A 20,540-nucleotide genomic window follows, 5' to 3' on the forward strand; every position below is an offset into this window, starting at 1 on the left:
CAGTTAATCATGCTATAGTGTAATAAATACAAAAAAGCGATCGCCCCCGGTCTAGACAACTTAAGGGCGATCGCCTTTAAAACTTATGTAGACAGGTATCAACTGTCTAAGTTATTCACCATGATAGCAGTATTCCAGCTAAAATCCAGCACCTTCGCCTGCTCCAAAATTATCCACAAGTCCCCAGTCCTTCATCCGCTGGCAAGATTTGTCACAGAAGAAACTGTTGCACTGCTGTTCAATATCTCAACAGACCAGATTTACCGGATCGAATGCTGTCGCCACATGGTCTACCTCCACGCTAAAGGCATCAGTCGGTTTGTCAGTTATGCCGATTTTCCGCCAATTTTAGAAGTAGAATTACCGAAACTTCAAGACTTTGGCAGATGGTACAAACGCTGGAAAGGCAAAAAAGCACCTGATTTTTGGACACAATTTTATATACATCAATTCAAATACGCTACTACTGTGGATAAACAGTTGTCATGGGGCCTCTTGGTAGCTGTAGTCAAATCCCTATTCTCAGAAACAGCTTTGCAACAACTGCGAGATGCTTATTTATACGAAAAATATAGGCGGGAAAATTTTTGAATATGCGATCGCCCCGAACCTCACTTCACCAAAATGGCGTGAAGCGTAGCTATCCCGTAGGGAATCGCCCTCATCGCCTCAAATCTCCCCTTTCACCTGCATTTGATGCACCTGATCAGCCAACTCTTGCAAGCGCTTTTCGTCCAACTCGTCGATCGCCAGCATCCCGACATAGATGATTTCCTTGAGCGTTAGCCTGGTTGCTAGCGCCTTTTTCTGCACAAGTTCCTTAATTATGGGGCTAACCCCAATGGCGGTACTGGCTCTAGTCACAAAGGTAACGGGAGATTAACAACTTTGACTAAATCTTAGCATCTTTAAGCTGAGCTTTTAGCTGCGATGCAAAGTGCTTAAGCGCGTCTTGACAAGACGAAACAGAAGGGTTTATAGGGGAAAAGTGGAAAGGTCGATCGACCTATTCCTCAATAATCTCCACCAAGTCCTCAATCATTACGTCAAACGTGCGAGCCAACCTGTGCAAGTAGGCAAAATTAACGGTTGTCATGCCTTGACATTGGGCGTAGTTTCTGATGGTGCTGTAACCAACGCCCGATCGATCGGAAACTTCCTTAAGTGTCCAGCCGTTCTGGGCCGCAAACTCCCGAATCCGCAACCTCACTAAGCCTTTGCTCATACTGACTTGACAAATGACAATCTGCTGTCGTTTAATATTAGATATCTTAAAAAGCGATCGCCTCTGGTCTGGACAACTAAGGGCGATCGCCTATTAAACCTAATGTGGACAGATAATCTCTGTCCTGCACATCTACAACAAAAAGATGTACACACCTACAATCAAGAGATGCGTCTATTATGATATCAGAAACTCCGGCAAAATCGCGAACGATCGACCTATTCCTCAATAATCTCCACCAAGTCCTCAATCATCACATCAAATGCCCGCGCTAACTTGTACAGGGCGGTAAAGTCAACCATTGATATTTCTGAACGACGAGCATAGCTGGTTATGGTGCTATAGATCACGCCCGATCGCTCAGCCACCTCCTTGAATGTCCAGCCTCTCTCGGCCGCTAGCTCTCGCACTTTAACTCTGACTAAACCCATGCTTGACAAATAATGCAGTTGCGTTTTAAGATAATTGCATCTAAAAAAGCGATCGCCCGGTCTAGACAACTTAAGGTCGATCGACCTATTCCTCCAAAACCTCAACTAAGTCCTCAATCATCACATCAAAAGTCCGAGCTAACTTCCGCAGGCAAGTAAAGTCAACCATTGCCATTTCAGGACGACGAGCATAGCTTCTGACTGTGCTATAAATTACCCCGGAACGATCGGATACTTCCTTAAGCGTCCAGCCCTTCTCCGCCGCTAGTTCCCGAATTTTTAGCCTGACTAAACCCATGCTTGACACTTGATGCAATTGCGTCGTACAATTTTATATGTAAAGAGCGATCGCCCCCCGGCCTGGAAAACTAAAGGGCGATCGTCTGTAAAACCTCATCTGGACAGATTATTTCTTTCTATCAAAAAGTGCATTTGCCATATCCAGAAGTCTACTAACCATATCCAGAGGTGTACTAGCCATGATATCAGAAACTCCGGCAAAATCGCGAACGATCGCAGAATCCAGAATAATTCATAAATCTCCAATCCTGCATCCGCTGGCGAGATTCGTTACAGAAGAAACAGTTGCACTCCTGTTCAATATCGCAGCAGATGAGATTTACCGAATAGAATGTTGTCGCTACATGGTTTACGTGCACGCCAAAGGCATCAGCCGTTTTGTCAGCTACGCCGATTTTCCCCCTATTTTGGAAGTACAGCCGATCGCACCTCAAGATTTTGGCAGATGGTACAAACGCTGGAAAAGCAAGCAAGCACCAGCATTTTGGACGAAATTCTACACGTACAAGTTCAAAAAAGCTGTTTCAGTTGACAGCTTGCTGGAGTGGGGCCTTTTGGTAGCTACTGTTAAATCGGTCATTTCTGGGGCGGCGCTGCAACAGCTACGAGATGTCTATGCCCAAGAAAAAGATTTGATGGAGAAATTTTAAAGTGCGATCGACTTAATCCTACTTGAACTTTCAATTAAATTTTAAAACACTTCATCCTCGATACCCAGCCACCATTCCCCCAGATTCATTAAGTCTTTGTGAATGTCGGTAAGTTCTGTCATATACTCTTCAGCCGAAATCTCCGATCGCCTTTCTTGCAATTTTTTCAGCCGCAGTTGCACCAACAGCCAAGGTTTGGAAATCCCATCGGTTGCTTCGATATATTTGGCTAGCTGTTTGCTGTCCATAGTTATTGGGGAAGGGGCATAGGGCATCGGGCATCGGGCATTGGACATTGGACAATTTTACATTTTAGATCAATTGGTAATTTTAATCTAAAATCGGATGGGGCATAGTAATCGGTAATCATTAAGCTGTGGAGCATTTAAACCACTAACGAGGCTTGTAGGGTGCGTCAGGAGTGAATACTTACGCGCTTATGCGGGAAACACTTCTGTACTGACGCACAATACTATCGTCTTTTAAATGCCGAACAGCTTAGGAGTTTTTGCAATAACAAATTCCCGATGCCCGATGCCCCATTCCCCATGCCCGATGACTACCTATAATCCGAAGTCTGAATATTATTCAACTTCGCAGCATATTTCATGCCGTATTCCGGGCGACAGAAGCGATCGATCTGAGACTCAAAGAAAGCCCGATTTGCCTTCAAATGCTTTGGATTCGGGTCATCTAAAGGATACAAAAGAGCAGTCCGCAAAGCTTGAATCACTGCCGAAGTTACGCAATACATCGATCGCTGGAATGTCACCCCAATTTGATTGAGGATATCATCTTCGCCGCGACAGCGCTGTTTGTAGAAATCCTTCAAATAAGGCGGCAGGAAATGCAGCATATCTTGTGCTAGCAAAGTCGGCGGAATCCCCGCTGTACCTACGGGGAATTTGTCTGCATAAAGCACTCCGTAGTGGAAGTCTTTTTGGTCGTCAGGAACTTCTCTAGCTTGAGCGTTGTAAGATTTGGTGCCTCGGAATGGCGAAGTGCGATAAAATACAGCTTCCACGTAAGGTAACGCTGCTTCGTAAAGCCAAGTGAAACCTTTAGATTTGGGGATAATTTCGTACTTCTCGCCGTCGATGTAAACGTGGTGGTAAATCGGGCGTCCGGCGATCGCAAATATGCCATTTACCAGAAAATCCATAGCTTGAGGGACGGTGGTAACTTTCCCTTCGTCGTACAAGTCGGAAACTTCAAAAAACACCGGCGCCATGACTTCCCAGAATAAACCGAGATTGCTGTAATAAGACATTTGGCGGCACTGTTCTAAAAACATTTCGGGAAATGCTTTGTGAAGTGCCAGCATGAACGGGTCTTTTTTGAAGTAAGCTTTAATTGCCCGATCGGCATTAGCCTTATATTCGTCACTGTCCAAATAAGGATCGAATTGATTGGTTGGGACGTACAAGCCCCGGTGCCACAGCATCGCCCTCATGCACTCTTCCGCAAATTCCATGTTAATGCGATCGTGCCACAAATGGTGAAACAGCCGCGGCATTTTACCAGTTTCACCCTTCTCCATGAACTCCAAAAGTTCCGGGTGGGCGCTTCCAGTCCCCCGCCACACCCGCAAATCTGCACCGTCGCCTGCATAGTGATTTTGCAAATCTAAATACTCCTGGGGTAAGAAGTATTTAAAGAAAGGAAGCGGCTTTAAAAATACCCGTTCGGCGATGTAAAGCAAATCCCGCCAGTAAAAGTCCATCGGCACCGCGTAAGCTTTCCAAATAGCGATGATTTGCATCAGATTTTCCGGCGTATCTGGAATCATCGCGCCACCAGCTTCCAGCCTGTGAATTATTTCGGCAAATTCGTGTTTGGAAGGAGGTAGTTTAGTTGCTGGTTTATTAGAAGTTTGTACCATTGTTTCTTCCTTTGGTTGAGTGAAATTGAATATTTATCTACTTCCCGGCTCTGCTTATTTGTGAGAACTTAACGTAAAACCGATAGTCCCTAAGTCCGGCAGGGAATGAATTCCCTGCCTCACAGCTAAAGTCCTCTTAAGAGGACTAGAAAACTCATTAGTCCTCTTAAGAGGACTTTCGCTATAAGCCCAGTGGAATTCATTCCCTGGCGGAATTCGTTTGTGTAGATGCGATTTCAATCACTGACTTTTCCCCAGGATAGCTAATAGCAACTTGGGTATTTCTGTCAGTCGGCAGAGTGGCTACGATCGCATTTGTAGTAGATTCGCTCCACTTGAGCAGCCAAGCAGGTTGAATTCCCAACACAAAAATGATGCCCGCCAAAACCAGCGCCGGCATATTTTCAGCAAACGTAACTGGAGGGTAGTAAGCCGTGGCATTGTCCAACTTCCCAAAGCAGGTGCGGTTGAGCAGAATCACAAAGTAAACTGCTGTTAAACCCGAAGCTAAAATGCAGACTAAAGTGGGAATTGGAAAGATCGAGAAACTGCCTTGAAATACTAAAAATTCGGAAATAAAACCTACCAAACCGGGAATTCCGGCGCTTGCCATGCCGCCCAAAACTAACAGGGAACTCGCAGTGGGTAAACCCCGCATCGGGTTCATCAAACCGTTGAGTACGTCCAAATCCCGCGTGCCGACTTTGGTTTCGATGATGCCTACCAAATAAAACAGCAAAGCTAAAATTAAGCCGTGGCTTACCATTTGCCCGACAGCGCCGATTAATGCCAGCTTCGTACCCGCAGCGCAGGCAACGAGGATGTAGCCCATATGCCCGATCGAACTATAGGCTACCATGCGTTTGATGTCTTTTTGGGCGATCGCGCTCAAAGCCCCGTACATCACGCTCACAGTCCCGATAATCGCTAAACCGGGAGCTATAATCGACCAAGTTTCGGGAAACATCTGCAAGCCAAACCGCACTAAACCGTAAGTTCCCAACTTCGCCAGAATCCCTCCCAGCAAAATTGCTGTTGCTGGCGAAGCTTCCACGTAAGCATCCGGTAGCCAAGTGTGCAGCGGCACCAAAGGAATTTTAATTCCCAACCCAATTAGCAAAAGTGTTAGCAGGATTAACTGCAGATTTCTCGGCAATTCTTGAGTGGTAATCGCACTGTAATCGAAATTTAAAGAACCGCTCAGCCAAGCCACACCCAAAAATGCTGCTAGCACTAAAAGTCCCGAAACGGCCGTGTAGATCAAAAACTTCATGGCAGCGTATTCCCGCTGCTTTCCGCCCCAAATCGCAATCAATAGATAAAAAGGAATTAATTCTACTTCATAAAACAGTACAAACAGCAGCAAATTTTGAGACATCAAAGCTCCGGCAACACCCGCATTGATTAGCAAAATCAAAGCGTAGTAAAGCTGGGGGCGCTCCATCTTTTCGCCAGTGCCGTAAATGACTAATAGCGTCAGCAATGCACTTAAAACCAGCAGCGGCAAAGACAAGCCGTCAATGCCCAAATTGTAGCTCAAACCTAATTGCGGAATCCAAGGCAAATATTCTTGAAATTGCAGTCCCGCATGGGCGGGATCGAATTGAGTCAGCAGCCAGATATTCAACAGGAAAACAACAGCAGCAAAAGCTGAGGCAATGGAACGCAACCGCATCCCGTTGATGTTTCCGGGCAGAAACCCGACTACCGCAGCGCCCAACGCGGGCAACCAGAGCAAGGCACTAAGCATAATGTGTGAAGAGTGAAGAGTAATATCAATTCCGCTTGCACCGGAATGATTGTTGACGGTTGACGGTTGACGGTTGACAGTTAACTCGAATTTACTATTCCGATGCTAACTTATAGCCTTTCTCAGTAACATGAGGTACACGCTTGATAAGCGGCCTCCGTGGCCTCCGTGGCCTCCGTGGCCTCCGTGGGCATACCTCACTTTATTGAGAACTGCTGTATTTGATATTAACTATCAATTTTGCACGCTTTTATGGTTGATAATTTGAGAATTTAGAGCTTACTTTTTTCCCAAATTATAACTTTAAAATTGCATCAAGACTCAACCAGAATATTGACTGCACCCGTGTCTAAATCGTAATATCCACCCACAACTTTCAGTTTATTCTCCTCAATTAACTTAGAGATAACAGGAGATGCTTTCAACCTCTTAGCTTGCAGCACAACATTGGCTTTGCAGGCATTTTCTAGATGATCGCCTGCTTGGCCTTTCGAGCTTTCTACAGCCGGCTTAATGGCGTCGAGCAAACTGCCAATTTGACCCGGAACTTGAGCTCCTTTGATGGTTGCCTCTACCGCACCGCAACGTTTATGCCCGATTACCATCAGCACTTTTGCTCCCAATACCAGCGTGCCAAATTCCAGGCTGCCAATTTCTTCGGGAGTAGCAACATTTCCGGCCACGCGACACACAAATAAATCTCCCAATCCCTGATCGAAAATAATCTCCGAAGGAAAGCGGGAATCTGCACAGCCGAGAACAGCAGCAAAGGGTTTTTGAGATTTGGCAACTTCGACGAGGCGGGGTAAGTCTTGGTTGGGACTTTGGCGTTTTCTGTTAACAAAGCGCTTGTTCCCGTCCATTAACTTTTGCAGAGCTGCATCGGGAGTCGAGTCATTTTGAGCAATTGCTGGTTCGGGTGCAGCCAAATCAGCGCCTGCTCGTGCTGCAAGTATCCCTGTACCAATGGCTCCTGCGACAAATTTGAGGGAATTGCGTCGGGAAAGATTGAATTGTCTGTTGTTTGAGGTCATTTATGTGCCTTATTTGAACGAGTTGGAAATCTTTGTTCAAGACTTCATGCTTTTAAGATTTTAGATTAAAACTGTCACCTAAAATCTTAAAATTTATATCTTTTTACCCGCCTACAATCAGCGACAGGCGAGCTAGCAGCGGCCAGCTTATCAGTAGTCCCAAAAGCGCAACTCCGAACAGAATTGTTAGGGCGTAAAACTGAGTTTGACCGTTAACGTTGTATTTGAGGCTTTGCCCGCCGAAAACCGTTGCAAAACCGATTAAATTTACGAAACCGTCAACAATATTGCGATCGATCCAAGAGATAACTTGAGCAACTAGACCGACTGCAAATATCACTGTTACTCGGTAAAGTTTGGCAGTGTAAAAGTCGTAAGCAAAAAAGTCTTGCAAAGCTTGAGAACCAATTCGCACCGGTTTTTCCCATTTTTCGTTCAGGTAAACAAATGCTCCGGCACCGATGCCGATCGCCGTTGACAAAACTAGCAGTCCGGTTGCGGTATAATTCAAACTTGCCCCCGGCAATAAATGCCACGCAGCCAGCAAGTGCGGAACGTGCAAAGTAAAGCCCATTAAAACAGTCATCGGCAAGATAAAAGGCCAGTGAACTTCCGGCGAGCGTTCGGTCATTTGCTTTGGTTTGCCGCCAAAAACTAAACCGAAGACGCGCATCAACCCAAAAGCAGTGACGCCGTTTACAAACAGCACTATTCCTAACAAGGAAGGATGAGTTTGCCAAAGCCCGGATGTGAAGTCTTCTAAAGCCCAGAAGCAGCCGAAGGGCGGCAGTCCCACCAATCCAGCGCTACCGACAATAAACGATATGGCCGATATCGGCCGCTTTGCCCACAAACCGCCGAGAGAGCGGACATCCTGAGTGATGCTGTTCCAAACTACCGAACCGATGCTCATCACCAGCAAACCCATTGCCAAGCTGTAGGCAAATATCAATGTCAGGGCTGTCTGGGCTTGTCCGGTGCCGACGGCGATAAATACTAAGCCCATGTAAGAGCTGACAATATAGGAAAGCGTGCGCTTGATGTCAATTTGGGCGATCGCAATTAATGAAGCACCAACCGCCGTCGCAGCGCCTACAATAATAGTTGTCTTCAGTCCGATCGGCGACAAAGCAATCACCGGCTGCAACTTAATCAATATCCAAGCACCAGTTTCGACAACTACGGTGTTCCGCAAAATCGTCGCCGGCAGCGGGCCTTCCATCGCCTCATCCAGCCACAGGTGCAAGGGAAACTGAGCGCACTTACCCATCGGCCCGGCAATCAAAGCCAAGCTCAACAGCGTCGCTACAGTAGGGTCAAGCTTTGCAGTCTGAGCCCAAACAGCCAACTCGTCAAAATTCCAAGTTCCAGCCAGTGGCAGAATTGCGACTACTCCCATCAGCAGGAATAAGTCACCCACCCGCTTTGTTAAGAAAGCGTCGCGGGCTCCTGTCACCACCAAAGACTGATTGAACCACAGCCCGACTAGCAGGTAAGTACCCAAAGTCAGAACTTCCAAAATCATGTAGCTGAAGAAGAGAGAATTGCACAGTACCAAGCCGCACATCCCCGCTTCAAACAGCCCCATCAGGGAAAACAATCTAGCCCAGCCCCAGTCCATTTCCATGTAACCGAAAGCATAAATCTGCGCCAGCAAGTTCAGTCCGGTAATCAAAACTGTCGCCCCGACGGTGACAGTAGAGATTTCTACGGGAATGGTTAAGTCTAAACCTGCTACATTCAGCCAGGGAATTAACTGGTGTTGTGCCGGTTGGTTCCAGATAGCTGTCAGGGCTATGACGCCGTGTAAGAAAGCGAACAAGGTTAAGATGGCGTTCACGTAACCGGATGGTCTTGGCCCCGTGCGACGGGTAATTGCCGGAAACCACAGCATCGACAGAACTCCGCCGATGAGTGGATAGCAAGGTATAAACCAAACGGTCTGGAGTAAGATTTGAGCCATTGGCATTACTTGTAAAGGTTACAAAAATTTAAAATTATGAGAATAATTCCCAACGCGCTGACGACAGCAGTGAAAAGCCCGAAGGCAGAAGTAAAGAAAATTTTGGGGTTTGCCTCTGAGTTTCTTCCCCTCGTCAAACCGAGCGCTTCAGAATAGACTTATTAATTTTATATTAAGTATTGCGTTAAATTTTCATATTTCGGATTCAGCTTATTTATCTGTACTGATAAACTATACTTATATGTATATAAGGGCGGATTGTGTACAAACGAATATTTGTCGATCGCAAGTGCGATCGCACAATAATTTATTGCTCTAAAATATTAAAACCGATTAAAACCGCTCAATCTGCCAAGCTGATTCTGGAAGTTTGGCTTGGCGCTGTCCCATCGACCTTGCCCTAACATTCACTAGACCGATCGGCGTATTAAACAAATCTACCATATCGGCTTGGGCCATCGCACTTTTGGCCGCTGCCACCGGAAATTCCTTTAACAGCCACCTAGCCAGCCGGTAAAAATATTCCCCTGTGGTGAATTCTCGCATCAAATCGACACCGTGGAGTTCGTGTAAATATTTATTAGATTCGCCGTACCGATACCATTGACTTTGCAACTGTTTTATTGTAGAACGGTGGCGGTGTCGGACGATCGCATTTTCGGCAAAATACATTTTATAGGATGTTTCCCGCAAAATCCGCCAGCATAAGTCCGCATCGCCGCCACTGCTGAGGTAAGGGCGAAATAATCCTATTTGTTGTAAAACTAGCCTCCGTACAGCTAAGTTGGCTGTTTGGCCGTAAGCACAAAAAGGGTGAGCGAGTGTATGTTTTTGAGATAAAGTATTTTGGCGATCGGCGTGTTGTTCTAAAATAGTTTTACCGGGCAATGCGAGTATTTCCCCGGCTGAAAGTGCGATTTCTACATCTAAAAATGGTTTAACTAAATTTTCCAGCCAGTCAGATTCCGGGCGACAGTCTGCATCAGTAAATGCAATGATTTCGCCTGTTGATGCGCGAATTCCTTTATTGCGGGCGGCGTAGGAACTTTGAATCTGATTTTCGGTGAGGTGGCGAATGGTTATTTGATCCAACTTAGCTGCTGTTGCGAGGATTGCTGAAGTGCGATCGCGACTGTTATTGTCTACTAAGAGATATTCTACACTGTGTGGCGGATAAGTTTGCGATCGTAAACACTCGATCAAATCCGGCAAATCTGCCTCGCCATTGTAAACTGGCACTACCACCGAAACTTCCGGTAAAAACATTTTGTTGTTCATGGGGAAGGAGGCACAACACGGATTATGACACGGATACACGGATTAATGTTTGTACTTCCTCCTAATGACTACTGACTGCTGACTACGGACTAATTTCTACTGGCGTTCCCTTCTGCACAAACTGATACAACTCCTCAACATCCTTATTTTCCAGCGAAACGCAGCCCAAAGTCCAGTTCGATCGATATTTTATAATATTATCCGAATTAGCAGGAACGCCGTGAATCCCGACTTCGCTGCCTACACTATCGCCCCAGCCAATTGTACCGTTTTGCTTGGCTTTTACGTGTTTGCGCCAAGATTGTTTAGTTGGATAATCCAGCCACAGAAACTTTGACCAACTTTCGTGAGGATACATATCTTTAATCCTAAAAACACCTTCCGGCGTCCGCAAATCCCCTGCTTTTAATTTATCACCTGTGGGGTTGCCACCAAATACTACAGGATAAGATTTTACTGGCTTTTTGCTATCGTATAGAGTCAGCCTGTATTTTGATTTTTCAACTAGGATGGAAATTCTGTTTTTATCTAACTTATCTGGTTCGCCTAAAATGTGTCTTAGCGGCTTGTCGTAGTTTAATAAATTATCGGGCGGGAATTGGGTATGCAAAATATTTAAATCATCAGCCGGACAGTTATTTAAGCAGAAAACGTCTAAAATGTAGGGAATTGGAACAGCATAACCCAGCCTAACGAGGTTCCAGTAAAAAACTAAGCTAGCAGCCAGCAATAGAAGGCTTGTCAATGAAACAGTTCTTCCAATATTGCCCCTGATTTTTTTTATTTCCATTGCATTAACTAGGGATATTATAGATTGTTCGGCGGTTGAAACTGCTACTTACTACAGAAACGAAGTCCCTCTCTAAGAGACTAAGAAATGTGGAACAGTCCAAAAGCGTGTTGCTTTAGCTTTAAACGGGCAAGATGCCCGTTCCACAACTGCATTGAGTTATTGTGGAACAGGCATCTTGCCTGTTTCTTTCCCTTAAACAGGCAAGATGCCTGTTCCACAACTGCATTGAGTTATTGTGGAACAGGCATCTTGCCTGTTTCTTTGAAATAGGAGAAAATATCTCTTGCATCCCCTGCACAATCCGTTACCAAATCCGCGGTTAACTGTTGCTAGTAAACATCAAAATCATTAACACTAACACCCCGTTTGTTAAATAAAATATCCCAACAACCTGAGTTTCCAACCAGCCGCACAACTCTAAATGATGGTGCAGTGGAGCCATTCTTAACAGACGCTTGCCGATGCCATCCGGGCCTTTTGTAGCTTTGTAATAACCTACTTGAGCAATTACTGACAGCGTTTCAATAAAGAAAATCCCGCTGATAATTAATAATATCCAAAGGCTATTTGTTAATAAAGCTACCGCACCCAACGCACCGCCCAAAGCTAAAGCACCTGTATCGCCCATAAACACCTTGGCTGGATTGCGGTTGTGTGCTAAGAAACCTAAACAACTGCCGCTGATGCAAGCGCAAAATATCATTAATTCTGGCGAAGTTGAGGCTACAGATGCGCCTAATCCCAAAAGTGCGATCGCCCCCAAACCTCCCATCAACCCGTCAACACCATCGGTAATATTAGTAGCATTGCTTTCGGCAACTAGCACAAAACCAGCCAGCGGCCAGAACAGCAAACCTAATGGCAATACCCAACCGAAAGGCAAAGCAACATTCGTAGAAATTGCTGGTTGATGAAACATCAGCCACAGACAAAATAGAGCAGCAAAACTTATTTGCAAAGCCAATTTCATCCGAGGTGAAATACCTTTGTTCGACTTGCGTCGCAGAATTTGCCAGTCATCAATCCAGCCAATGAAACCGTAAGCTAAAGTTAAAGCCGATACGGCAACAACATCTGAGTTAAACTTAGACCAAAGTAAAGCGACTGCTACCCCAGCAGGTATAAAAAAGATGCCTCCCATTGTCGGCGTTCCCGCTTTTTTTAAGTGAGCTTGGGGGCCGTCTTCGCGAATTATTTGTCCTGCTTTTAGTTGCTGGAGTAGGGGTACAACTGCATAGCCCAACCCCGACGCAACTAAAGCACAAACAATTAGCGGCATAAATAGCGATGCAGGTAAATTCAAAAATCTATCCGCTGCTACATCTAAACCGATCGCTACAGTGCAGAGTCCCACACCCAGCAGCCGGAATAAATTGCTGCCTGTAAGTTTGAAAGGCAGACTAAAAGGGATTTTCTCATCCAAAAAGTTATCCATAACACTCCTCACCACACACTATTTGAGAATAAGCAATTGACAATGGGGAATAGGGTGCGATACAGGAGATTGAGAAATCTCTTAGTTTTTCTTCCCTGTTTCCGGTTGATTTCTTCACCCTTTTACCCGTTATTCTTCGCCTACACTCACATCCTCTTCTACTTCCTCTTCTAAATCATCGTAAGGACTGTCGTCAACTGCCATAAGTTCCGAAATTTCTTCTTCGTGCAGATAGTCGGGTTCTTGGACATCCCTTGCTAACAGGCGATTGTTAGATTCCAACCAGTCTAAAAGAGAAGATTGCTGTTTTAATGGAATTACATCCGCAGGTAAATGGCGAGGAATTTGACGCAGAGATGGGTTGTACATGATTATTGGTTTTTAAAGACAAAGACGCGATCGAGTAGAGGTAACGTTTTGCCGACGAACTGCTCCTTTGATCAAGCACTTGCAAATCGGGCATTTAGCAAGGCTAAAGCATTATACCACAGGCACTGTTTGGTTCCGGATCGGGATAAGATGGGAGACCGAAAAGGCGATCGCCCCCAAGCATGGGCATGAGGATAACACTAAAATCCGCTCTTGCCAATCCTTCTTTAGCCGTAAGCATTGTAATCTAAGACGATCGTCTTTAAGATATCGCGGGACAAGTGGCGATCGTATTCTGCAAGCTTCGCTAACGGCAAGGGTTTGATTCACAACAGTCTCCTGGTTTTTCATCAAAGCCTGAGCTCGAATGCCGTCTGGCTTCTTCAGTCAACTCTCAAGCAATAAATCTCAGAATGGATATAACGGCAGCGGTTTTATACAACAAAGAGGGCTACGACACCGGAGGGCAAAAACTTCTGGGGCGTCATTCAGCCGGAGAAGGGTTTCTCAAAAGCTTAGTCCAACACGGAACCGCTGACTCTCTCTACTGTTACGCCGACAGCAAAACAACCTTTAAGGAGTTTTGTTCGCACATCCAACCTTGGCTGCAAAAACCTCGGAAAGTCCGCTGGATTCCCACAGAACGACCGGATTTGCTATCTCAACCGGGCACAATTTACCGACCCGATCCGCTTCTGTCGCAGATGGTTTGGGCGCGCAGATTTGTCGATCAGCGGGCCTACAGCGTTTGCGGCGTTACTCACACGATCGGTACAAAATACATCATGGGGGCGATCGGCGATTTGATAACCGCACCCATGCAGCCTTGGGACGCCCTGATCTGCACCTCTGAAGCGGTGAAAACAGCAGTAGAAGGAGTTATGAGGGAGTGGTCTGAATATTTAGCCCAGCGCAACGGCGGTAAACCGGAAATTTTAGTCAAATTGCCGGTTATTCCCCTAGGAGTGGATTGCAGCGCGTTTCCGCAGGGTGTGGAAGCAGTTAATAGTCGCCGCCAACTGCGACAAGAACTCGGCATTTCTCCCGAAGATATAGTTGTGTTATTTGTCGGTCGATTGATTTTTTCTGCAAAAGCTCATCCGGTACCGATGTACATCGCCCTAGAGGGCGCCGCACAACAGACAAAAGCCAAAATCCACTTAATTCAAGCAGGTTGGATCGAAGATCCGAGAGAAGAACCCGACTTTAAAAATAGCGCGCAAATCTTTTGTCCCTCCGTGAATGCTATTTTTTTAGATGGGAGAAAGCCGGAAATTAGAATAAATATTTGGTCGGCCGCCGACATTTTCATTTCGCTTTCGGACAACGTTCAAGAATCCTTTGGGCTGACGCCAATTGAAGCAATGGCAAACGGACTGCCGGCCATAGTCTCCGATTGGAACGGATACAAAGAATCTGTACGCCACGAAATAGACGGCTTCCGCATTCCCACACTCATCCCGCCCCCCGAATCTTGTTTAGATTTAGCGCTAAATTATCTTGACGACAGCTTAAATTGGCCGACTTACATGGGTCACACTTCTCTCGCGACAGCAGTTGACATTGATGCTTGCACTCTGGCGTTGTGTCAATTAATTGAAAACCCCGAATTGAGAAAGCGGATGGGGGAAAATGCCCGACAAAGGGCGAGGGAAATTTATGATTGGAAAGTAGTAATTGCTGCTTACGAACAATTGTGGCGGGAATTAGCAGAAATTCGCCTTGCGGCACCGGAGTCAGCACCTTTAAAACCTGGGAAGCCGCCTTATCCCCTAGGCGACGATCCGTTTCGGGTATTGGGCCATTATGCGACTAGAAGTTTAAGCAATGAGATGATGCTGAGTCTGGGTGCGATCGCCACACCAGAACTTTTAAAGCAGGTACAGACAATTAGGTTTACCAGTTTTGGTGAGGATAGGAGAATATCTGTTAGCATTCAGATGGAGATATTGGAGATAATTAAGCAGGAAGGTGCGATCGGCGTGGGGGAACTTATCCGACGCTACGTTAAAAACGAGCAAGAATTAGCCGACCTGTATCGGACTTTGCTTTATTTGGTGAAATTTGATATCTTAGTAATTAGTTGTTAAGCTGTCACGCATTTAAATTGCATATTCAGGGCGGGCGAGACGCCCACCCCACAAGAATTATATTGTTTTTTGACATTCTATTTAAATGCACAACAGCTTAATACTCTGCGGACTCGGCGATTAATATCGCTACTACACAAAATTTCCTCCCTCTCGCTTGAGACTGAAGAAAAGAGCGGTCTCACTTTTGCCTCACCTTCGATAATTAATCCGTGTATTCGTGTCAAAATCCGTGTTCTTCCTTCTTAAAAAATCATGCTTAGAAAATCTGCACTCTTAGAGATAATTGCTGGTAAGAATCGAGGTTTGCTGGCGACTCCCAGCGACAAACAAGCGATTTTAAGTGCGATCGCCCAATTGGAAGATTACAACCCCACGCCTCGCCCTGTCGAAGCTGCAGAGCTTTTAAATGGTGATTGGCGGTTATTGTACACCACCAGCCGCGAACTGCTGAATCTGGACAGTTTTCCCTTGGTCAAATTAGGTCAAATTTATCAATCTATCCGCGTCAAAGAATCTAAAATTTACAACATTGGCGAACTTTACGGCTTGCCTTATTTGGAAGGAATTGTCAGTGTGGCGGCGAGATTTGAGCCAACTTCCGAACGGCGAGTGCAGGTGAAGTTTGAGCGGTCTATAGTAGGTTTAAGCAGGTTGATTGGCTATGAATATCCGGGGAAGTTTATCGATGAGATTGAGTCGGGGAAAAAGTTCGCGGCTGTAGATTTTGGGCTGGATACTCGCGAACAGCAGGGATGGCTGGATATTACTTATTTGGATAAAGATTTGCGGATTGGACGGGGGAATAAAGACAGTGTTTTTGTCTTGACAAAAGAGTGATTTGTTATTATTTGATATCGGGGCGGGTTTTACGAAAAATCTCAGCCTAAGACCCACAATCTTTTAAACCCGCCCCGACCTAATTGCCAAGTTATTATTTGATATCGGGGCGGGTTTTACGAAAAATCTCAGCCTAAGACCCACAATCTCAAAAACCCGCCCCGACCTAATTACCAAGTTATTATTTGATGTAGGGGCGGGTTTTACGAAAAATCTCAGCCTAAGACCCACAATCTCAAAAACCCGCCCCGACCTAATTGCAAAGCCCACAGTTTCATAAACCTGATCCTACAGGTAGATGGGGATTTGCCGTTGGGTGGGGGCGGGTTTAAAAGATGATCGATTTTAGACAATTATTTTCTGTAAAACCCGCCCCTACAATACTTTACATTCTCTAATAAATCCAGAGGATTCTTACTCTGTCAGTTTTGTCTGTTCTTTCTTTTCCGTCGGCATTGACTTTCTGACAGCTAGCATCAACTCCGCTTCGCTACATCGATACAAATCTCGCATTCGGAATACTTGCCAAACTTCCATCTTTGGCAAGGTTCGGCTTTTTTCCCAGTTGCGAATTGAAGACTCCGCGCATTCTAGTTCCCGTGCTACGTCTAAGATTGTCAGCCCTGCACGTTCTCTCAAGGCTCTCAAATCCATAGCTGAATAAACCTTTCAATATAGCAAGTGTGAATATTTAGCGCCAAGTATTGACACATGAGGTGAGTTTGGTGTTTAATCATAGTAGTAGAGGCGTTAGTCGATTTCCGGCAAGAGACTTACTAACGCCCTTTCCTGTAGTCCATAGAGGATACTAAACCATCATGCCACAAAACGGTTATCAACAGGGATTCGCTGCGAATCCTGGGGCGATCGCGTACCAAAAACGCCTTTACCCTTGGGCGATCGCCAAACTCATGCCCAGTATGCAGCGGGCGATTGTGGGGCGATTTCGCAGTCGATCGGATGCTGACGGGCACTTGCTGTGTCTGCGCCAACTGATGCCTCAAGCAACGCTTGTCGTAGTCTTTGACTTGCAGCCAGATTTAGAAGTACCAATTGCGGCGCCCACAGCAATTCGATAAGCACAAGGATTGCGATCGCCATTTGTAGGGGCGGTGCCCCCGTGCCCGCCCCTTCGTCTGACTTCAAGTCGATCTTTCTTGTATTTTCCTTCTTCCTTTTTAAGAATGACTCAGACTCGATAATTCATTCGTGTATCCGTGTAGTGCCTTCCTTCTTCCTTTGGCTATAAATAGCGACTTAAGTTAGGATAATTTTATCCTCAATTTGCTTTTAAATCATGACTTCTACAACTGTAAAATTCATCTTGCCTCAAGTGGGTGAAATTCCTCAATGGCAAGCCGCGACATGGGAAGATTATGTAGCAGCCTGCGAAGATCCATCTTTGGAGGAAGCCAGAATATTTTTTTATGAAGGATATCTTTGGATAGACATGGGTAATGAAGGGCCTCAGCACGCCAGATTTAACGATCTGTTTACTATCATATTTTTCGTGTGGTTTACTACCAAAATAGGACAAACTTTTGATTCTCTCAGCGGTTGTGTAATTGAGAAACCTAAAGTGGGAGCGGGTGCACCAGATAAAGTTTTATACATCGGCGGAGATTTCCACCAATGGCAAAAAGGGGAACCTCGCCGAATTAATCTGAATCAGTCGCGAGTTCCCGATTTAGTCGGGGAGATAGCCGATACTACTTTGGCCAGCGATTTAGATGAAAAGAAGCGGCTTTATGCTGCTTTGGGAATTCCTGAGTATTGGGTAGTAGATATTAAGGGCGAGAGAGTTTTGGCATTTCGCTTGCAGGAAAACGGGAAATATCATGAATGCGAAATTTCCGGTGCGCTTGAGGGATTGCCAATTGCTTTGCTGTCGGATACTTTGAAACTTTTGGGTGAGGGAAATGGGACGGCGGCGATGTGGTTTGCTCAACAAATTGGGAAGTTGTAGAGAGGTTGGCGAAAAGTGCGTTAGCGAAGCCCTCGAAGAGGATCGCAGGCGATTCACAATAATTTTTTCAAGCTCGACTTTAGGGCAGCCACAATCTCTGAGAATGTTGATATTTGTGCTAAGCTAATCTACAAAAGATGTCACGATCGTGCAGTAACCTTTCTGTGATTTAAAGGAGCAAGTCAATGAATATTGTCTTAAAGCCGGAATACGAAGAGTTTATTCGATCGCAAATTCAAAGCGGAAAATATGGCAGCGCTGAAGAACTAATTGGAGAAGCGATCGCACTTTTAAGAGAACGAAAACAACGCATCGAAGAACTCCGCCAGAAAATAGCAGTGGGAACTGCACAAATTGCTAAGGGACAAGTGACAGATGGAGAAATTGTGTTTGCCAAAATTCAAGAAAAGATCGATCGAAGAGAACAGTCAGGGGCATGAACAGTTATACATTTTCAGATGAAGCCGTCCGAGACTTGAATGAGATTTGTGAGTACATTGCTGGCAATAGTTCCAGGGCAGCCAGCGAGCTTTTTGATGCAATTCGTCAAAAATGTAAACTTGTCGCCGAATTTCCCAATATGGGCAAACGCTATGAGAGGTTATCCCCCAACTTGCGCGGATTTATTGTTAGGGATTATTTAATTTTTTATTACCCGAGATCGGACGGGATTGATATTGCTCGCGTTCTGCGGGGCGATCGAGACTTGGAATTATTGTTTTTAGAGTTAGGGGAAGATTAATTAGCGTTGGATCGATCTGAACGGGCGATCGCACTTGTAAAAAAGGGCGATCGCGCTTAATGCTTCTCAATTTTTTGCACACTTTTAGCTGAAATAATAACATATAATAAAAATATATCTGCCCTGTTAATCTGCCATGAATGTACAATCTGTTTCGCGTTATGTCGCACGTCACCCTGAAATTTTGCAAAGCGAACCAATTATCGCAGGAACCAGGACTTCCGTTCGGGCGATCGTGGAATTGTGGCGTTTGGGTATTACTCCTGAAGAAATCCCGATGCACTTACCTCACCTGAAATTAGCTCAAATTTTTGACGCGCTGAGCTTTTATTTGGATAACCAGGAAGAAATAAATACTTATATTGAGCGCAATCGAATTCCTGAAGAATTGATTCATCCTGCTGTTAAAGCTGCAATGAGAAAGCCGTGAAACTGTTTGCAACTATTTATACAGATGAAGATGTTTCAAGGCTTGTAGCTACTTTACTGCTGGCTAGAGGGTTCGATGTGACGACAACCAGCGAACAGGGAATGCTGAGTAAATCCGATAGCCAACAATTAGCTTACCCAGCATCTATGGAGCGATGTTTGCTCACCCATAATCGCGTAGACTTTGAGCGACTGCATCTAGATTATATGAGAGAAGGAAAACAACATTCGGGGATTATTGTGATCCCTCAAAAGAACGCCTATGAGATTGCTCAACGGGTTGCCATTTTATTAAATACGCTAACGGCTGATGAAATCGCTAATCAGCTTTTATATGTATAAAGCGATCGCACTTGGGAAAGCAAAGGGCGATTCCCTACGGGATAGCTACGCACGCGCGTACTCTCCTCCAAAAATGCGATCGCCCTAATTTATCTGCGTTTATCTCCGTCCATCTGCCGACATCTGCGGTTAAAAAAAAATCTCTACCCCTTACAATCATAAAAAATATAAAATCTAAAATCATAAAAAAATGCTCCGACTATCCCAAACCCAACTCAAAATTCTCGAAGAATGCCCCCGCAAATTCCAACACAGCTACCTCGAACTACTCGCCACCACCGCATCCCCAGAACACAAAGAAAAACTCACATGGGGAAGCCACTTTCACCTATTAATGCAGCAGCGAGAACTCGGACTTCCCATTGAATTCATCATCCAACAAGACCCCGAACTGGGACGCTGTGTGGCAGCATTTATCAACACCGCACCCGAACTTTTCGCTAATTCAGAAAATAGCGATCGCATTTTCCGCCAAGCCGAACACCCCCGCACCCTAATTTTCCAAGACTACCTATTCACCGTTATCTATGACTTGCTAATAGCAGAACCAAACGCCGCGCAAATTCTCGACTGGAAAACCTATCCCCGCCCTCAAAAATCAAAATGGATAGCCGAAAGTTGGCAAACTCGCCTCTATTTATATGTTTTAGTAGAAACCAGCGACTATTCCCCCGAACAAGTTTCCATGACATACTGGTTCGTACAATTGCAAGGAGAAGAACCGCCGCAAAAACTCACATTTTCCTACAACCAAACAGAACACGATCGCACAAAACAAGATTTAACCCACCTATTGCAGCAGCTAACCGACTGGCGACAGCGCTATACCGAAGGCGGCGAATTCTTACCCCAAGTAGAAATTAGTTCCAATCTTTGCAATTCCTGTCAATTTGCCACTCGCTGCAACCGCACAACAGACAACACAGCTTCCTCATCCAATCTTTCCGCAGAAACTCCCACAGATTGGCTGCCAAATCTTGCTATCATTGAGGAAATGTCTATTTAATTCAAATCTTTTACT

Annotated in this window: 25 protein-coding genes; 11 read left to right on the forward strand and 14 right to left on the reverse strand. The window is 45.3% G+C overall.

Annotation, left to right across the window (positions count from 1 at the left end; all coding sequences use genetic code 11):
* The first annotated feature begins 120 nt into the window (after positions 1-120).
* Positions 121-591, forward strand: coding sequence for a hypothetical protein (locus QUB04_RS07875; protein WP_333283101.1), 471 nt, complete (start codon positions 121-123; stop codon positions 589-591).
* A 78-nt stretch (positions 592-669) separates the two neighbouring features.
* Here the strand turns inward: QUB04_RS07875 and QUB04_RS07880 are convergent, their stop codons facing one another.
* From QUB04_RS07880 to QUB04_RS07895, 4 genes are all read right to left on the reverse strand, one after another.
* Complete coding sequence (locus QUB04_RS07880) at positions 670-864, reverse strand: hypothetical protein (protein WP_333283104.1); 195 nt, start codon at positions 862-864, stop codon at positions 670-672.
* Between the two features lie 142 nt (positions 865-1,006).
* Positions 1,007-1,225 (reverse strand): helix-turn-helix transcriptional regulator, encoded by a 219-nt coding sequence (locus QUB04_RS07885; RefSeq protein WP_333283107.1) that lies wholly within the window; start codon positions 1,223-1,225, stop codon positions 1,007-1,009.
* Positions 1,226-1,443: 218 nt separating this feature from the next.
* On the reverse strand, positions 1,444-1,656 hold the full coding sequence (locus QUB04_RS07890; protein WP_006631308.1) for a helix-turn-helix domain-containing protein: 213 nt from the start codon (positions 1,654-1,656) through the stop codon (positions 1,444-1,446).
* Between the two features lie 85 nt (positions 1,657-1,741).
* Positions 1,742-1,954 carry a helix-turn-helix domain-containing protein gene (locus QUB04_RS07895; protein WP_006631307.1) on the reverse strand — a complete coding sequence of 71 codons (213 nt, stop codon included), beginning with the start codon at positions 1,952-1,954 and terminating at the stop codon, positions 1,742-1,744.
* A 181-nt stretch (positions 1,955-2,135) separates the two neighbouring features.
* Between QUB04_RS07895 and QUB04_RS07900 the strand changes: the two genes are divergently transcribed.
* Positions 2,136-2,606, forward strand: coding sequence for a hypothetical protein (locus tag QUB04_RS07900; RefSeq protein ID WP_333283110.1), 471 nt, complete (start codon positions 2,136-2,138; stop codon positions 2,604-2,606).
* A gap of 41 nt (positions 2,607-2,647) precedes the next feature.
* Here the strand turns inward: QUB04_RS07900 and QUB04_RS07905 are convergent, their stop codons facing one another.
* The 9 genes from QUB04_RS07905 to QUB04_RS07945 form a co-directional block, all read right to left on the reverse strand.
* Positions 2,648-2,854, reverse strand: coding sequence for a hypothetical protein (locus QUB04_RS07905; RefSeq protein ID WP_333055353.1), 207 nt, complete (start codon positions 2,852-2,854; stop codon positions 2,648-2,650).
* A gap of 311 nt (positions 2,855-3,165) precedes the next feature.
* Positions 3,166-4,488, reverse strand: a complete 1,323-nt coding sequence (locus QUB04_RS07910; RefSeq protein WP_333283113.1) for a CO2 hydration protein — start codon at positions 4,486-4,488, stop codon at positions 3,166-3,168.
* 199 nt (positions 4,489-4,687) lie between these two features.
* The gene (locus QUB04_RS07915) at positions 4,688-6,238 is read right to left on the reverse strand and encodes an NADH-quinone oxidoreductase subunit M (RefSeq protein WP_333283116.1); all 1,551 of its coding nucleotides are present in this window, start codon (positions 6,236-6,238) and stop codon (positions 4,688-4,690) included.
* A gap of 314 nt (positions 6,239-6,552) precedes the next feature.
* The gene (locus QUB04_RS07920) at positions 6,553-7,272 is read right to left on the reverse strand and encodes a carbonic anhydrase (RefSeq protein ID WP_333283119.1); all 720 of its coding nucleotides are present in this window, start codon (positions 7,270-7,272) and stop codon (positions 6,553-6,555) included.
* 103 nt (positions 7,273-7,375) lie between these two features.
* Positions 7,376-9,235, reverse strand: a complete 1,860-nt coding sequence (locus tag QUB04_RS07925; RefSeq protein ID WP_333283121.1) for an NAD(P)H-quinone oxidoreductase subunit F — start codon at positions 9,233-9,235, stop codon at positions 7,376-7,378.
* Positions 9,236-9,568: 333 nt separating this feature from the next.
* Positions 9,569-10,513 carry a glycosyltransferase gene (locus QUB04_RS07930; RefSeq protein WP_333283124.1) on the reverse strand — a complete coding sequence of 315 codons (945 nt, stop codon included), beginning with the start codon at positions 10,511-10,513 and terminating at the stop codon, positions 9,569-9,571.
* An 82-nt stretch (positions 10,514-10,595) separates the two neighbouring features.
* Positions 10,596-11,258 carry a L,D-transpeptidase gene (locus QUB04_RS07935; RefSeq protein WP_333283127.1) on the reverse strand — a complete coding sequence of 221 codons (663 nt, stop codon included), beginning with the start codon at positions 11,256-11,258 and terminating at the stop codon, positions 10,596-10,598.
* Positions 11,259-11,625: 367 nt separating this feature from the next.
* Complete coding sequence (gene mraY, locus QUB04_RS07940) at positions 11,626-12,741, reverse strand: phospho-N-acetylmuramoyl-pentapeptide-transferase (protein WP_333283130.1); 1,116 nt, start codon at positions 12,739-12,741, stop codon at positions 11,626-11,628.
* A 129-nt stretch (positions 12,742-12,870) separates the two neighbouring features.
* A complete protein-coding gene (locus QUB04_RS07945) occupies positions 12,871-13,110 on the reverse strand; it encodes a DUF3134 domain-containing protein (protein WP_006631296.1) in 240 nt (79 codons plus the stop codon).
* 413 nt (positions 13,111-13,523) lie between these two features.
* Here QUB04_RS07945 and QUB04_RS07950 point away from each other — a divergent pair, with 413 nt between their 5' ends.
* Both QUB04_RS07950 and QUB04_RS07955 read left to right on the forward strand, forming a co-directional pair.
* Positions 13,524-15,200 carry a glycosyltransferase family 4 protein gene (locus QUB04_RS07950; RefSeq protein WP_333283133.1) on the forward strand — a complete coding sequence of 559 codons (1,677 nt, stop codon included), beginning with the start codon at positions 13,524-13,526 and terminating at the stop codon, positions 15,198-15,200.
* A 255-nt stretch (positions 15,201-15,455) separates the two neighbouring features.
* Positions 15,456-16,040, forward strand: a complete 585-nt coding sequence (locus tag QUB04_RS07955) for a PAP/fibrillin family protein (protein ID WP_333283136.1) — start codon at positions 15,456-15,458, stop codon at positions 16,038-16,040.
* Between the two features lie 414 nt (positions 16,041-16,454).
* On the opposite strand, the gene QUB04_RS07960 is transcribed toward QUB04_RS07955, so the two are convergent.
* The gene (locus QUB04_RS07960) at positions 16,455-16,694 is read right to left on the reverse strand and encodes a helix-turn-helix transcriptional regulator (RefSeq protein WP_333228438.1); all 240 of its coding nucleotides are present in this window, start codon (positions 16,692-16,694) and stop codon (positions 16,455-16,457) included.
* 164 nt (positions 16,695-16,858) lie between these two features.
* Here QUB04_RS07960 and QUB04_RS07965 point away from each other — a divergent pair, with 164 nt between their 5' ends.
* The 7 genes from QUB04_RS07965 to QUB04_RS07995 all read left to right on the forward strand — a co-directional run bounded on the left by QUB04_RS07965 (position 16,859) and on the right by QUB04_RS07995 (position 20,525).
* Positions 16,859-17,119: a hypothetical protein gene (locus QUB04_RS07965; protein ID WP_333283138.1), complete on the forward strand. Its 261-nt coding sequence runs from the start codon at positions 16,859-16,861 to the stop codon at positions 17,117-17,119.
* A gap of 218 nt (positions 17,120-17,337) precedes the next feature.
* Entirely contained in the window at positions 17,338-18,006 is a 669-nt protein-coding gene (locus tag QUB04_RS07970) for a Uma2 family endonuclease (protein ID WP_333283141.1), read from the forward strand.
* A gap of 185 nt (positions 18,007-18,191) precedes the next feature.
* A complete protein-coding gene (locus QUB04_RS07975; RefSeq protein ID WP_333105636.1) occupies positions 18,192-18,446 on the forward strand; it encodes a type II toxin-antitoxin system ParD family antitoxin in 255 nt (84 codons plus the stop codon).
* Positions 18,443-18,748, forward strand: a complete 306-nt coding sequence (locus QUB04_RS07980; protein WP_333158798.1) for a type II toxin-antitoxin system RelE/ParE family toxin — start codon at positions 18,443-18,445, stop codon at positions 18,746-18,748. The genes QUB04_RS07975 and QUB04_RS07980 overlap by 4 nt, the downstream gene beginning before the upstream one ends.
* Positions 18,749-18,884: 136 nt before the next feature.
* On the forward strand, positions 18,885-19,178 hold the full coding sequence (locus QUB04_RS07985) for a DUF433 domain-containing protein (RefSeq protein ID WP_333140545.1): 294 nt from the start codon (positions 18,885-18,887) through the stop codon (positions 19,176-19,178).
* Entirely contained in the window at positions 19,175-19,519 is a 345-nt protein-coding gene (locus tag QUB04_RS07990; protein ID WP_333283144.1) for a DUF5615 family PIN-like protein, read from the forward strand. The genes QUB04_RS07985 and QUB04_RS07990 overlap by 4 nt, the downstream gene beginning before the upstream one ends.
* A gap of 190 nt (positions 19,520-19,709) precedes the next feature.
* Positions 19,710-20,525, forward strand: coding sequence for a PD-(D/E)XK nuclease family protein (locus QUB04_RS07995; RefSeq protein ID WP_333283148.1), 816 nt, complete (start codon positions 19,710-19,712; stop codon positions 20,523-20,525).
* The last annotated feature ends 15 nt before the right edge of the window (positions 20,526-20,540 follow it).

Origin of the sequence: Microcoleus sp. D2_18a_B4 (assembly GCF_036702475.1) — a bacterium.
GTDB lineage: Bacteria > Cyanobacteriota > Cyanobacteriia > Cyanobacteriales > Microcoleaceae > Microcoleus.